The following is a 15,321-nucleotide window of genomic DNA, read 5'->3' as shown; positions in this document are numbered from 1 at the left end:
GGGCGTACCTGGTACCGCTACTCTTCTTCTTTGACTACTAGTTTGTCTTCGATATCATGCTTATCATAGTTTTCACCGAAGTATTTCTTCATTTTTTCGTCTGCCTGCACCTTTATTCCTTCATCAATGTGGGAATAAATTCGATACAGCGCATAAACAATCACTGCACTGTCATCTGTTAAACCAACAAGTGGGATGAAGTCGGGAATTGCATCAAGCGGTAATATTAAATAGCCGAGCGCACCTGCAATTGTTAGTTTGGCAGATTTAGGTGTATTGGGACTTTTAAACGCATAGTATAGCAGGAAACTGTAATACGCTAATTTAGTACCCAACTCTTTTGAGTATTTAACCATCTTTGCCCCAAATTTATTTTCAGAGAAATATTTTTGGCTGCCTTTAATAGCTTTCGCCGGATTAAAGTTTGCAAGTTTTTCTTTGTACGTGTTTTCTTTTGTCATGGGAACCCTCCATATCGCTCGTTTATTTCTTAAGGTATATGGTAGAGTTTCCTGTCAAAAATTGCAATTTTTAAGCGAAAAATGATTCGTATTACTCACTAACCTTCACATCATACACCCGCAGCCAATGGTCGATTTGACACAAATGCGCAATGAGCTGGGGTCCTTTCATCAACTGGCCATACCACGGTTCCGTAAATTCTTTTCCTTCACTTTTTACGATCGCTTCAACTTTCTCTCGCTTCATAAAACGAAATAGAGGTGAGCTCGTATCCGCCAGAATTTCTTCCATCCATTCAACAACTTGTCGGGTGTACTCCGGTTGAAACGTCTTCGGATAAGGGCTTTTTTTGCGATACAGGACGTCATCTGGTAATAAGCCTTCCATCGCTTTTCGCAGGATACCCTTTTCCCGACCGTCATTCATTTTCATATCCCACGGTATATTCCAAACGTATTCTACCAGCTTATGATCAGCGAATGGCACTCTCACTTCGAGACTGGCTCCCATGCTCATGCGATCTTTTCGATCCAGAAGTTGTGCCATAAACCAGTGCATGTTTAAGTAGAATAACTCCCTGCGTCGTGCATCTTCTGGACCTTCGCTTTCTAACCGAGGTGTTTCGCTAATCGTCTCGTGATAACGGTTCCTTACATACGACTTCAAATTTAATTTAGTTTGCCATTCGGGATGGAGCAAATCAATTCGGGAATCCAATGATTTCATCCAAGGGAATCCGTCCGTATTGTCAGTCGACGGCGCATGAAACCAAGGGTACCCTCCGAATATTTCATCTGCACATTCACCGGAAAGACTTACTGTCGTGTGCTGTTTTATCCGCCGGCAAAACCATAATAAAGAGGAATCGATATCAGCCATCCCAGGCTGATCACGCACCTCAACCGCTTCTTTTAATAAGTCCGCAAGCTTAACTCCACTGATCACTTCATCATGATGATCCGTCCCGCAATAATTGACGACTTTCTCAATCCATTCCTTGTCACTGGAAGGCTGGAAGCTGCTCGACTTGAAGTGTTTATCATTTCCCTCGTAATCAATCGAAAACGTGGATAATTTCCCTTTTCCTATATTTTTAAAATAGGTAGACGCGATAGCGGTAATCGCACTCGAGTCCAGCCCGCCTGACAAAAAGGTAGAGACTGGAACATCCGCAACCAGCTGACGCTGAACAGCATCAATAAATAAATGTCTGACCTTATCAGCTGTTTCTTCCAAGCTGTCCGTGTGCTGCCTGCTTTCCATATTCCAGTACCGCCATACGCGTAATCCATCTTTTGAAAAAATTAACGCATGCGCTGGTTTCAATTCCTTAAATCCTTTAAATATGCCATGTCCAGGCGTTCTCGACGGCCCCAATCCAAAAATTTCTGCCAGCCCGTCATATCCAATTTCCGGACGGACATCATCGTGTGCCAGGATCGCTTTTAACTCCGAACCAAATAAGAAACGACCATCACCTTCCAGGAAAAATAACGGCTTTACACCCAATCGATCCCGTGCCATAAAAAGCTGTTCTTTTTCTTCGTCCCAGACCCCAAACGCATAGATACCATTTAAGTATTGAACACAATTCTCCCGCCACTCGATATAAGCGGTCAAAAGCACTTCTGTGTCTGAATCTGTACGAAACCGATATCCTTTCGCACGCAAGTCATTCCGAAGCTCTGCCGTATTATATAATTCACCATTGTAAACAATCGTGTACGTCGCACCATTAAACGACTTGCTCATGGGCTGTATGCCGCCTTCAAGATCCACAACAGCGAGCCGCTTATGACCAAAGGCTGCATGTGAAGTCATCCATATGTGCGAATCATCTGGCCCTCTCAGCGATAATGTTTCTGTCATTCTTCTTAGTATTCCCCGCTCCGAGCGCAAGTCTTTCTGCCAGTTAATGATACCTGTAATACCACACAATTTAATCCATCCTTCCACGGATAAGTTTTCTCCATGGTCAGTTTATGCAACCGATTGGGCAATTGTCACAGCCTAAATAATCCAGTTAATTACTAAACCAATACCTACACCCATTATTAGACTTAATAATGTTCCAATTAAATAGTATTCAGCAAAATCCTTATCCTCAAATTGTTTGAATCTGGCAAGTGTTTTCATGGCTATCAATAATGCAAGTCCGCTATATTGATTGATTACGATGAAAACAGCAATTAGTATCCGCTCAAAAATTCCGATGTATTTGCCACGTGAATTCTTACTCGTATTATTGTATTTCTGATACTGAAGCTGAAGCGTATAATCCTCATTATCGGTCCGATATGCCTCGTTAATAACAAAATCCGTGTTGGCATGACGAAGGTTCTTTCGGAGCTGATCGATCGTTTCGTTATCAACGGAAACTGCTGCCGCTATCTCCATTTCCTTTTTACTCTCCTGAAAATCAGACATTAGCGCCGCAATGAAATACCCACTGCCAAACGTGATCAGCACGATTAAAATGCTAAGTGCAATGACTTTTATATCTGTATCCAGTGCCTGTCCGTCAACAACCAGCATCTGATAAAGCGACGGAAGGGATGGACTCAGATTAAAGATCATCAGTGTTAGATAGATGCACAATAAATGAATAACCTGGTCAAGAATAAAATAGCTAGATCTTTTTTCAAAGACATCGTGCAGCAGAAATTTCTTGTCTTCATCTATTTCACTCAACCGTTGGACAACCCTTTTTTCCATTGTTATTTTTGCCAAGTCGACTAAATAATGCAGCACAATGATTACAACAAGCATTGGTATAAATATAGTCTTCCAGTCCAAAAGTACGAGAATGAAAGAAAGATATAATACGAGATGATGGACACAGTGAAGCATTAACCCTTTACTGTAAAAGGCGTGTGAAAATATTTTCTTGTTTCGATTGATATAATTTGTCTGCGTCACGAAATCGGCAATCAGATGAGCCAATATTAATAGAAGAAACAGTTTAATCATTACCTGCACCTGCCTTGAATTTTAGTAAACCAGGCTTATCGCCTGGCCATAATTGCACTTAAAAAAGGATTTATCCTTTCATACCTGCTAAAAAATTTATTAGTTCTACTTCTGCTCCATGCACTACATGGTATTCGGCACGATGCAGCAATTTACTTATGTTTGTTGAAGCGTTTCTTTGGTAGCCAACTTTATTGCCTACTGCTTCAAGAGACAAACTCGGAAATGACTCCATGATTTCGATAACCTCTGCTTGTTTTGCAGTTCGCTTCTCAATCTTTTCAAATACGAGAGAAGTCATGTAATTCACAAGCATATGTGGAATATCACCTTCATCTGCATAAACAAAATAGCGAAACGTTGAAGCATCATTTCTAAAATTTTTCACCTTGGAACTGTTTTCCTTAATCAGCTTCAAAGCGTCCGCAGCGTTCCAGACGGCACTGCCATTCACTGTGTTGGGATCCTTAACATTCTCTTCTTTAACTGTCCCTAAACCCACTCCAACATAAAGCGGAACCCCTTTTTTCTCCGACATTTGGAAGAGATCTTTCAAAATTATGTACGCATCAGCAAAGGTCGAAGCCACCCCGAAAATCTCATCACCTGCCCGTTTCGTAAATGGTGTAAGACATGTTTTACTGTGCTTCTCATTTAACAATACAGCAATTTCATCAAGTACTGCTTCCTTACCATTTTTTCTAGAATCGATTACATCTGCAGTAAAGCATACCGCATGAATCACATTATTTTTCTCCATTTACACAACCCCCTTCAATACCGGATTATCCAGTATAACGGTGTATATACCGGATAATCCGGTATTGTTTACAGTATACCTGAAATAAAGGTAGATTTGTACTTACATTCAAAAAAAATGCCGGAAAAGTGGCATAAAAAAATACCCCGATTGAAGGGGTATCTAAGAAGCTACTTCACTCCTGGACGGTTATCCAGGAAATTCTGATAGGCAAAGCCTTTCACTTGATCTTCCGTGTAATGGTTTAGTAATTCATTGATAAGGTTTTGGTATTTCGAAAAATCATCAAGACCTGCAAATGATGAAGTCCCGTCAAAATCAGAACCAAACCCAACCTGTTTCACTCCACCTAATGAGCATAAATGGTCGATATGCTTCACCAGATTTGGAATTGTGACATCTTCCGGATTCGCATGAACAAATGGCGGATGAAAAACGACATGAATTGACCCGTTTTTTGCAAACAATGCTTTAATTTGTTCATCGGTCAAGTTTCGCGGATTATCGCATAAGGCGCGCGTGTTGGAATGACTTGCGATAGGAAACTCAGCTAAATCGATGACATCCCAGAACCCTTTATCTGTCAGATGAGACACGTCTGTTAAAACATGATTCTCGTTATTAAGCTTAACGATTTGCTTTCCTAATCGGGTTAGCCCACCACCACGCGGTTCTTCTGCACCGTCCCCACACAAGTTAGCATTATTCCAGGTCAAGCCCATCGACATAATACCGAGGCGATATAAATGGCGCAGCTTACTTAGATCATTACCAATAGCTTCGGCACCTTCCAGTGTCAATACGGCACCAATTTCGCCTTCCTTTAGCGTATCAAATTCATTCCAGGATTTAATGTGCTTCATTCCCGGATTTTTGTCAATTATTTCTGTATAAAACAGATCAACCTGTTCTAATGCATGCTGCCACATTTCGGTTAGAGGGATATCCGGATGAACAAATATGGCAAAAAATTGCGCCATTGATTCTCCGGCTTTTAACCTTTTCAGGTTTGTATGTAAATAGGAAGAATGTTTATAATCCAGTAAACCTTCTTTAAATGCCTTCTCGCGTTTTGAAAGTTGCAGTTTATTAAGTGCATCGCAATGTGTATCAATTATTTTCATTCATCTACCCCTTCCTCGTTCATTTATATGCTATCGGCATTAGGTTAAAAAAGCAATTTTGAGATAGAAAAGCGCCTTGGTCAGACCCGGGCGAGTTTAAGATTGTCGTAGTTGACACAATATCTCAAAACTGCGAATTAACTCTAGTTTTATTTCCATAGCTGCCGTCCAGGATCGTTGCGGGCGGATGCTTTCCGCGGGCACGGCCTCAGTCTCCTTGCCCCGACAAGGGGTATGCCAACGTTGTCCGCAAAGGACGGTTTTAGTTGGCCATCCTCTTAAGAATGCTTTCCTGCGGGGCCTTCAGACTCGTGCTGTTCCCGCAGGAGTCACCGCCCGGAACGATGCAGGACTGGTAAAGCTTTTACGTCTTTGTTTTTTCTCAACTAGTTTATGTCGAAATAAACGTTCTATTAGGGAGAAAGTTAATAAACCTGCGACGGCTATATTTTGTCGAGAGATTGGAGCGGATGGCAGTCGACTCCTGCGGGAGGACAGGCATAAGTGAGACCCCGGAGTGCGACAGCACGAGGAGGCTCACCAGCCGCCCTAAGGTGTGCGACTGCCATCAGCGGAAATCTCGTTGCTGTCATATCGCAGCAAAGTGGTAAATTACGTCGCAGTTTCCATCAACTATCAACTACGACAAAGTAACTAGCAACATGTTTTAGAAATAGAAAAATTAGTAATTCGTCAAGTTATCTTTTTCAAGTACTACAAAAACTATAGTTATTGCATTCGTCAAAGTATTAATCTTCGTGAGTTAAGTAATTAAAAATACTGAGCAGTTCAACTACTCAGTATGCTTTCTTCTATACTATTTACTTATTCAAAATTAGGTAAAATCATGACTTCCACGCGTCTGTTTTTTGCTTTATTTGCTTCTGTATCGTTAGGTACGATTGGATGGTATTCACCAAATCCCTTCGAACTGAACTTTTCAGGCGCCAGCTGGTTATTTTCAAGCAGCAAGGTCATAAAGTGAACAGCGCGGATTGCGCTTAGTTCCCAGTTAGAAGCAAATTCCTCGTTATTCATTGGTCGGTTATCTGTATATCCGCTTACTACTATATTTCTTGGTGGATCTGTTACAAGAAAGTTAGAGATTTCGTTTGCTATTTCAGTCCCTGCTTCTTTTACTTCAGCACTTCCAGGATCGAAAAAAACATCATTGACAATTGAGATTAATAATCCACCTTCACTCAGCGATGTCTTTAGAACGCCGGATAAATTATTTTTCTCAATATACGTATTAATTTTTTCTTGTAATTTTTCCAATTCATTTAGTTCTTTTTCCTTATCACTCAAAGGTTGTTCTTCATCTTTCTTTTCATCTTTTTCTAATTCAACAGTAGATTCATTCTGATTTTTTATTGTACTTTCACTATTTTCCAGGATGCCCACACCACCGGAAAATTCACCTTCAAAAACCTTAGCAAGCTCCTCAAACTTTTCAGCGTCAACACTGCTCATCGCAAATAAAACGATAAATAAAGCCAGCAATAATGTTAGTAAATCAGCGTAGGGGAGCAGCCATGATTCATCCATATGCCCTTCATCATGCTGTTTCTTCTTCTTTCGCATCGGTTTCCTCCTCCTGATTAGCTTTACTTAATTCGCTTGGAGAAAGATAAGAACCTAATTTATCCTTAATTATTTGTGGAGACTCCCCGTTGGCTATCGACAGAATCCCTTCTACCATAACGAATTTAACCTGTGCTTCGTTCTTGGATTTTTGTCTTAATTTATTTGCAAAAGGGTGCCACAGCATGTAACCGGAAAAAATTCCGAGTAGTGTAGCCACAAATGCTGCAGAAATGGCATGTCCCAGTACTTCCGTATCCTCCAGGTTCCCTAGTGCAGCAATCAAACCAATTACCGCTCCAAGTACACCTAGAGTTGGCGCGTATGTACCAGCCTGCGTGAAAACCGCTACACCCTTTTGATGTCTGCCTTCCATTGCGTCGATCTTTTCCAACATTACATCCCGAATGAAATCTGGAGACTGACCATCAACAACTAATTGCATCCCTGAGTAAAGAAATGTATCGTCTGTTTCATCAAGTCTACTTTCCAGAGAAAGTACTCCTTCACGGCGACTTAGCTCAGCCCATTCAGTAAACATTTCAATAACTTCTTGAATTTTTTTCTCGCTGTCACTCTTAAAAATGATTTTAAATAAAACAGGAACTTTTTTAAGCGTACTCATTGGAAATGCAATACAAACCGCTGCTGCAGTTCCGCCAAAAATAATCAACAACGCTGCTGGGTTCACCAGTGCAATTGGACTAACTCCCTTTAAAAACATTCCTACACCTACAGCAACTGCTGCTAGTACAATACCTATAATCGATGCCTTATCCATTACCTGACCCCCGAATTTAAAAATAAAAATTAATATATAAGTTATATCGGCATTTTCGGACAATATATTAACCTGTAAACGAAAATAAAATTCGACAGAAAACGGGCGGTACCAGGTACCGCCCGTTTTACTTCTTTTATTTTTCGAGTGTTTCTTTTATTTGATTGTATTAATCGCTTGTTATTTCTCCTTTTGCTAGGCGATTTTCAAGAATTGTTTTCGCCTGATATGGATTGTGGAAACGCCTGCTCCCTCGGCGTTTCCATAACACTAGATTTGTAACTAATAACCCCACGATCAGAAAAAAGAAAAGAAATCCAAATGGATGAAAGTGTTCCACGTACATACGAATCAGCTCCTTTTATATTTTATATACGAAACATGTGAATACTTAAGCGAGCCATGACAAGCGATCGCCAAAATAAAATCATGGCGACTAACGGATGCATTGCTGCTAGATATGGAAAGGCGCTGGTCAGCTCAACCGTTACATATTGGATGGCAATCATCAGATATAGACCCACACACTGCCAGCGCAATGATTTTGGCAAATTCCCAGCAGAGGCTAAAATTAACATGATGACAGGTATGAATTCTATATACGTGACAAACGACGTATGAAGGCTCCATTTCGAACTATCGATGAAGATCGCCATTCCAGCAAAGAGAAGATCTGGGTGATTACCCCGATCAAAAATAGTAATGCAAGCGTAGTAAAAATACTGTGCATAATCGCTGTTCCTATCGATAGACTTTCTGTTTTCAAACTTCTCACCCCTTCTTAACAATCAGACTTTTTCGTTTCCCCCAAGGTTTAAATACAGAAATCACATACAGGAAGATAAGGGAAACTAGTTGCAGAAGAATACCAGTCCATAGATAGGTAGTGGTTAAATTCATAGCAGGGTTATCCGCTGATAAATCAACCGCCTGCAAGGTCCAGATATACAGTCCCCACAAGTTCAAACCAATGAGCAGCAGTGTCAGTGCTTGTTTTACAATTATCCAATAAAATTGGAACAATCCCCACTTCGTCCATATAGCGAGTAAAATCCCGGTAATAGCCGTTCCAATAGTAGAGGCTCTAATGGATGTCCCAGCTAGGACATGCATGATTTGGTAACAGCTAGTGACTAGCTGATCAGACGCTGAAGTCGCTGCTGTAATGCTTAAAATCAAAAACGTTACCATGTTACCAACCATAATGGCAGCAAATAAGATATGAAGTGTAACTAACCATCTCTTAGGCTTCATAGCAAGCTTCATTCCCATCACCTCCCTTCCACTGTTTAACTATATCAAGTAGATATGAACACCTGCTAAACGATGTATAAACTTTTTATAAACATCCATAAGCACTTTTATCACCCAAAATCACTAAACAAAAAACCACCCAACAATATACGTATTGTCGAATGGCAGCTATTACATGTATTAATTATTAAACCGATATCCAGATCCCCAGATGGTTTGAATATATCGTGGATTGGCCGTATCGATTTCTATCTTTTTACGAATTTTTTTGATATGAACCGTTACGGTGGCATAATCACCTATTGCATCAAATCCCCAGATCTTTTCAAATATATGTTCTTTAGAAAACACCTGATTTGGGTTCCGCGCAAAGAAAGTCAACAAATCAAATTCTTTGGTCGTAAACTCCATTTCCTTGTCATTTAAATAAACTTGTCTCGATAATGTATTGATACGCAGTCCTTGTATGTGAATTTCTGACTTTAAATCAGGTGTCTGCACAAGTCGCTCATATCGTGTAATGTGCGCCTTCACTCTAGCAACAAGTTCACTAGGACTAAACGGCTTCACAATATAATCATCCGCTCCGATACCAAATCCACGCACCTTATCAATATCCTCATTTTTAGCCGTAACCATGAGAATGGGAATATTAGACTCGTTTCGAATTTGTTTACAAAGGTCAAAACCATTTATTGTAGGGAGCATTAAATCGAGCAATATCAAGTCATAGTGGTTTTGAAGTGCTTCTGTGAGCCCTTCTCTTCCATCCGTAGCAATTACTGTTTGAAATCCATCAATTTCCAAGTAATCCCGCTCAAGTTCCGCGATGCTCAAGTCATCCTCAATGATTAATATTCGTTTACTCATGTTCATCATCCTCTGCTTTTTTCAGTGTGAGGTGAACCATAAGGCCGCCGTCCGGTCCGTTTTCTGCCCAAATTTCTCCACCATGCGCCTCGATAATTTGGGAGGCGATTGCCAGACCAAGACCGCTCCCCCCCTTGCTTCTTGCTGGGTCTGATCGATAAAACCGACTAAATATTTTTGGCAGTTCATCGTTTGAAAGCCCTGGACCATTATCGTGTACCGTCAACCTAATCATTTGCTTTTGATCGATTAGCGAAATGGAAATTCGTCCATCGCTCTTGTCCATGTATTTCACACTATTGTAGATAACATTTTCCATTGCCCGGATCACTTTATCTCTGTCCATTAATACATTTTCATTTATCTCGATTGTATCAAGTGACAACTGAATTCCTTTTTCACTGAGTTCTTCTCTTATTTCTTCAATATAATCCTGAACGAATGAAATTATATCAACAGCTTCAAAATCAAATTCGAGTTTCTTAACATCTAATTTGGAGTAAAGTGCTAGCTCGTCAATTAGCCTGTTCATGTATGTTGCCTTAGCGTGAATTGTCTGGAGATATCGTTCTTGCTTTTCTTTTGAATTCGCCACGCCGTCATTTATCCCTTCTGCATACCCTAGAATGGAGGTAACAGGTGTCTTTAAATCATGGGAAATATTCATAATTAATTCCCGGCGATTATTTTCATACCGATCACGTAACGCTAATGATTCTTTCAGTTGCTGACGCATGGAGTCAAACGTTGTAACCAGTCTTCCCAACTCGTCCTTCCCCTTTGCTTTAATGGTAAAATCAAGATCACCGTTACTAATTTTTGAGGAAGCGATAGATAGCTGCTTGACTGGACGCAAAATACTTCGTGACATAAAGTAGGACAATAACAAGTTCGTCAAAACAAGTAAGACGATCAAACTAATAAATATGATGGGGAAAAAAGTACGGGCAAATTTCACAAAGGATGCAGAATCATTGAGCAATAGAATGGAGCCTTCACTTCCGTCTTGAAAATAAAAATCATGCTGCCTGACGGAAGAATGCGTGCGCTGACTGTTCACACCTGCTTGATTATTGCCTTCGTTTCCAAAAGCAGGGAGATCCGTTGCTGAAATATCATTCGCATTGCTTGAAGCATAAATGATTTTCTCCTTTTTGCGAATGTAAAGAGTCGCATGTGCAGGATCCAGCTGATTTGAAAGAGAATCTAAATACGCCTCGTCACGCAGTTTTTTCTGCTGAAGGGATGCTGTCTTTATTAACGTTTCATACAACTCAGATGTCGAGGCATCGGCGTTTTGCCAATGCTGCTGCAAGTTAAATTGCGACGTACCACTAAAGACGACCTTAACTAAAAATACGAGAAACAAGATTATGATGACAGGCATGATGATCATGGCCGCATTCGAGAAAAACAGACGCTTACGGATAGACATAGCAATTCTCCTTCAATTTATACTAGTAGCTATACTAAACCATACAAGGAAAAAATAAACAAACACGTAAAAAAGCATAAACATTCTATAAACAACACAACTATCTTTCGACAAAATTCGGGCGGTACCAGGTACTTACTAAAAAAGCTTAATTTCTTTACACTTTTAAACGATTAGTGAAATAATATACATATAAATCCGACTAATTTTGTAGGAATAATCCGAGGAGGTTGATGATGAAACTTACTGACCTTACTAATGCCGAAGAAAGAATCGAGGCATTAGAAAAACAAGTGCATCCTTTTAAAGACAGAGCGCAAAAACATGATGAAGATGGGAGCTTCCCATATGAAAACTTTAATGATTTAAAGGAGATTGGATATCCCGCACTAACAATACCAGCAGAGTATGGAGGATCGGGTATTTCACTATCTGAAATGCTAAAAATGCAGGAAACAATTGCGAAAGCAGACGGCTCAACAGCTCTTTCGATTGGCTGGCATATGGGTATTACAAAATACCTAGGAGAAAATCAGATTTGGACTGAAGAAAAGTATCAGGAATTTGCAACAGATGTAATCAATACCGGTGCACTTTTAAATAATGCAGCAACAGAACCTGCGACTGGGAGTCCGACAAGAGGTGGAAGACCCGAAACATTAGCTAAAAAGTCACCAAATGGCTGGATTATAAATGGAAGAAAAACCTTCACTACGCTCGCACCAATTCTTGATTATTTTGTCGTGAGCGCGTCCATCGAGAATTCAGATAAAGTTGGCAACTTTTTAATTAAGCGTGATCGAAGCGGCGTTAAAATTGAAGAAACGTGGGACTCTATTGCGATGAAGGGTACTGGCAGTCATGATCTTGTGCTCACAGATGTTAACATTGCGGACGATGATCTTGTTCAGTATCTGACACCAGGCAATAAACCAGCTTCTGGCTGGCTCCTTCACATTCCTGCATGTTACTTAGGGATAGCTCGTGCCGCGCAGGAGTACGCAATAGATTTCGCAACAAATTATTCACCAAACAGCATTGAAGGTACTATCTCTGATTTACCAAGCGTCCAACAAAAATTGGGAGAAATAGAATTACGTGTCATGCAATCACAGCATTTTCTCTATTCCGTAGCTAAACAATGGGATTCCAGCACGAAGGAAGACCGGCAAAAGCTGAAACCAGAACTTGGCGCTGTCAAGCTGTCGGTTGTAAATCAGGCAGTTGAAATCGTGGATTTAGCTATGCGGATAACCGGTGCCAGAAGCCTGTCCAAGCAAAATCCATTGCAGCGTTACTATCGAGATGTGCGCGCCGGAATCCATAACCCGCCGATGGATGATATGACCATTATACAACTTGCTGTCTCGTCTATTAACAACAGAAAAAAATAGAGCCAATTTGCAACACAACGGACTCAATCGAGATCGCCACACTCAATTTATGTAGATCACTGAAAAAAGGATTGATTAAAAATTCACCTTTTCTCTAAACCTAGAATCTTGAATATAAGGAGACTCCCCGAAAAAGAAATACATTTTTTCAGGGAAACCATATTTATCCTACAGGAAGTAAGAGATCGGTGAGACGCCATTTTAAAGAGGCTCGCCAATCGCCCTAAGGTGCGCTCCGCATATCCAAAGATGCAGTGTCAGATCTACCGATTTTAGACTAAGTTACTTTTTAAGTGGCTTAGTCTAATTGGTGGTTTTTTCATATATTCACCTTTCAACAAATACCGGGATGAATCACGTAACATGTGACTTTTTGCATTACACTACAGAAATTAAGTCGATATTTCCCGGGAAATGATTAGCATGATTCTACAAACCCTTGATAAATCTTCAATGAAGTTATATCACCAGATTTCACCATCTTCTCAGGATGCCATTGCAACCCAAGTACAAACGAATGCTTCGTGCTTTCGATCGCTTCAATTATCTCGTCATTTGCTCTTCCACTGATGATGAGCGGGTCTGTCACTTCTCGGTTTGCCTGGTGATGAAAGCTGTTAACTTTAAATCTTTCAAGACCGGTCAGCCGATTCAGCAGGCTGTCTTTAACAACCGACACAAAGTGTGAACCATGGTAACCAGGTGCATTCTGCTGGTGCTGGTGTAGATTACTGCGTTTCGTCTGGGCATAAATATCCTGATACATATCACCACCCATAGCGATATTCAGTATCTGACACCCTCGACAGATTGCCAAAATTGGTTTGCCGAGTTCAATCATTTTTTTAATCAATACCAATTCAAATTTGTCCCTCGAAGGGATAATGACTCCCAGGTTTGGATGAGGTTCTTCACCGAACAAGGTTGGATCTATATCGTACCCACCCGTTAAATACAGCCCATCAATCTTCTGTGCAATTTGGGTTATCGCGCCCTCACCTTCCATATGAGGAAGGATAACAGGAAGTCCGCCAGCTGCTGTTATTGCCTTTATATTATCCGCATTCACATAGTAGTTTGATTCGTTTAATTCCATTGAAGACGTTACACCGATTAGTGGCTTCATGGGCATATCCTCCTAATTACAAATTTATTGTTAGAAAACTTGGCTAATCGCCATGCCTTGATGGCGAAAGCCTTAGTTGTACTTATACAGTACGAAAGAATTTATACTTTCTTATCTGCTAAAAAATCCTCTACGCGCTTCACGTACAAATCCTTGTTATACGACAAATAAAGCTGGCTTGCATTTCTAACCGGATCCCCAAAGAAAAACCGCTCATACAGCGTTTCGCGCGTACCAAACGAACTCATCGTTAAATCCCAGGCGAGTCGGAAAAGTTTAACACGATCTTTAGCGTTTTTTGCATAAGACTGTAAATATTTATCTAAATCATTGCTGACTTGGGATTGAAATGTTAGTTCAGTCGGAATTGACATGAGTCCACTTGCTCCTAACAACTGAATGATTTCGGTGAATTTCGGATAAACAGTTGGAAATACATTAATTGCAACCTGCAGTGTGCTTCGGTCTGGCCGCATGTACCCCCACTCATCAATTTGAGCCTCCACTTCAGATTTTAATACCAATGCTCGCATTGTTTCTAATGCAACGATAATTTGAGATGCTTTTTCCTGAACATGATGATATTCACTAATGTTTATCGTTTCAATAATAGACTCGACGACACCAAGGATAAATTCTGTTTTTACAATTTGCCTGGAAACCGCCTGATGTAAAGTGAATGGCAAAAATGAACTAATACTTTTAAAACTATTAGAAACTTCTATATTGTCGTAATAAAATACGCGCTCCCACGGTACCAGTACATCGTCAAACACAACAATCGTATCCATTTCCTCAAACCGTGAACTTAACGGATAATTGAACGATGAATCCCCACCGACAAATGACTCACGGCAAATAAACCGAAGCCCTTGACTATTGCTTGGGATGGAAAAGGCAAAGCCATTCGCTTTATCCAGGATTCCACCTGCTGAAAAAACGAGTACTTCATCTGTTATTCCGCCTTGTGTTGCCAAAAGCCGAGCACCTTTTATAATTATTCCTTTCTCGTTTCTTTCTACCACTTTTGCAGCAATCGGTTCATCATCATCTTCAAAATAAAATTGCGCTCGATTCACTTGTGGATCAATAAATGTATGCGTCATTGACAAGTCATTTTCACGAGCATATTCATAAAATGTTGTTATATTTTCAGGGAAACAATTTTCTTTTCCTTTTAATAAACCTACTGATGAAGCGATGGCCATTATGACAGAGTTCATGTAGTCCGGGCTTCTTCCCATCATTCCATTACTTGCTTTCGCCCAGTACTGAATCATCTTCCGTCTTTTTGCAAGGTCATTTTGTGTTTTCGGCTGCAAATATGAGATACCTACCTGATTTCCAGTCGAAGGCGATGGATAAGTCATAACGTCTGATAGTTTTTTATCATACTGGAGATCATATAAAGCTGCCTGGCTTGTTATAATGCCTTTAAATGAAGGGTGCTCAGAAATGTCACCTGATACTGCTTTCCCGTCTATCCATACACTCGCTTTCATCTGGTTAATCCTTCGAACATATTCATCCCCAGTTATAGCTGGCATAAACACACTCCTAA

At 40.3% G+C, this 15,321-nt stretch carries 15 protein-coding genes; 1 reads left to right on the top strand and 14 read right to left on the bottom strand.

Annotated elements, in window-relative coordinates:
• Positions 1-17 precede the first annotated feature (17 nt).
• From VBD025_RS07095 to VBD025_RS07040, 12 genes are all read right to left on the bottom strand, one after another.
• Complete coding sequence (locus VBD025_RS07095) at positions 18-461, bottom strand: YkvA family protein (RefSeq protein ID WP_430790676.1); 444 nt, start codon at positions 459-461, stop codon at positions 18-20.
• Positions 462-552: 91 nt separating this feature from the next.
• Entirely contained in the window at positions 553-2,400 is a 1,848-nt protein-coding gene (asnB, locus tag VBD025_RS07090; RefSeq protein ID WP_430790674.1) for an asparagine synthase (glutamine-hydrolyzing), read from the bottom strand.
• Positions 2,401-2,472: 72 nt separating this feature from the next.
• A complete protein-coding gene (locus VBD025_RS07085) occupies positions 2,473-3,432 on the bottom strand; it encodes a DUF3307 domain-containing protein (RefSeq protein WP_430790672.1) in 960 nt (319 codons plus the stop codon).
• Positions 3,433-3,502: 70 nt separating this feature from the next.
• Complete coding sequence (locus tag VBD025_RS07080) at positions 3,503-4,192, bottom strand: hypothetical protein (RefSeq protein WP_430790670.1); 690 nt, start codon at positions 4,190-4,192, stop codon at positions 3,503-3,505.
• 170 nt (positions 4,193-4,362) lie between these two features.
• Positions 4,363-5,316 carry a dipeptidase gene (locus VBD025_RS07075; RefSeq protein ID WP_430790668.1) on the bottom strand — a complete coding sequence of 318 codons (954 nt, stop codon included), beginning with the start codon at positions 5,314-5,316 and terminating at the stop codon, positions 4,363-4,365.
• A gap of 825 nt (positions 5,317-6,141) precedes the next feature.
• On the bottom strand, positions 6,142-6,900 hold the full coding sequence (motB, locus tag VBD025_RS07070; protein ID WP_430790666.1) for a flagellar motor protein MotB: 759 nt from the start codon (positions 6,898-6,900) through the stop codon (positions 6,142-6,144).
• The gene (gene motA / locus VBD025_RS07065; RefSeq protein WP_430790664.1) at positions 6,875-7,681 is read right to left on the bottom strand and encodes a flagellar motor stator protein MotA; all 807 of its coding nucleotides are present in this window, start codon (positions 7,679-7,681) and stop codon (positions 6,875-6,877) included. Before motA ends, motB begins: the two co-directional genes overlap by 26 nt.
• Before the next feature lie 169 nt (positions 7,682-7,850).
• Complete coding sequence (locus VBD025_RS07060) at positions 7,851-8,027, bottom strand: hypothetical protein (RefSeq protein ID WP_430790662.1); 177 nt, start codon at positions 8,025-8,027, stop codon at positions 7,851-7,853.
• Between the two features lie 22 nt (positions 8,028-8,049).
• On the bottom strand, positions 8,050-8,337 hold the full coding sequence (locus VBD025_RS07055; RefSeq protein ID WP_430790660.1) for a DUF6220 domain-containing protein: 288 nt from the start codon (positions 8,335-8,337) through the stop codon (positions 8,050-8,052).
• A gap of 115 nt (positions 8,338-8,452) precedes the next feature.
• Positions 8,453-8,947, bottom strand: coding sequence for a hypothetical protein (locus VBD025_RS07050; protein ID WP_430790658.1), 495 nt, complete (start codon positions 8,945-8,947; stop codon positions 8,453-8,455).
• A 168-nt stretch (positions 8,948-9,115) separates the two neighbouring features.
• Complete coding sequence (locus tag VBD025_RS07045) at positions 9,116-9,811, bottom strand: response regulator transcription factor (RefSeq protein WP_430791302.1); 696 nt, start codon at positions 9,809-9,811, stop codon at positions 9,116-9,118.
• A complete protein-coding gene (locus VBD025_RS07040) occupies positions 9,798-11,240 on the bottom strand; it encodes a sensor histidine kinase (protein ID WP_430790656.1) in 1,443 nt (480 codons plus the stop codon). Before VBD025_RS07040 ends, VBD025_RS07045 begins: the two co-directional genes overlap by 14 nt.
• Positions 11,241-11,476: 236 nt before the next feature.
• On the opposite strand from VBD025_RS07040, the gene VBD025_RS07035 reads away from it, so the two are divergent.
• The gene (locus VBD025_RS07035) at positions 11,477-12,634 is read left to right on the top strand and encodes an acyl-CoA dehydrogenase family protein (RefSeq protein WP_430790654.1); all 1,158 of its coding nucleotides are present in this window, start codon (positions 11,477-11,479) and stop codon (positions 12,632-12,634) included.
• Between the two features lie 418 nt (positions 12,635-13,052).
• On the opposite strand, the gene VBD025_RS07030 is transcribed toward VBD025_RS07035, so the two are convergent.
• Both VBD025_RS07030 and hpaB read right to left on the bottom strand, forming a co-directional pair.
• Complete coding sequence (locus VBD025_RS07030; protein WP_430790652.1) at positions 13,053-13,760, bottom strand: gamma-glutamyl-gamma-aminobutyrate hydrolase family protein; 708 nt, start codon at positions 13,758-13,760, stop codon at positions 13,053-13,055.
• A 101-nt stretch (positions 13,761-13,861) separates the two neighbouring features.
• Positions 13,862-15,307 (bottom strand): 4-hydroxyphenylacetate 3-monooxygenase, oxygenase component, encoded by a 1,446-nt coding sequence (hpaB, locus tag VBD025_RS07025; RefSeq protein ID WP_430790650.1) that lies wholly within the window; start codon positions 15,305-15,307, stop codon positions 13,862-13,864.
• Positions 15,308-15,321: the final 14 nt, after the last annotated feature.

Source organism: Virgibacillus flavescens (assembly GCF_050574275.1).
GTDB classification, from domain to species: Bacteria; Bacillota; Bacilli; order Bacillales; family Amphibacillaceae; genus Virgibacillus_F; species Virgibacillus_F flavescens.
The sequence above is the reverse complement of the archived record's forward strand: the minus strand, read 5'-3'. Positions and strand labels throughout refer to the sequence as shown.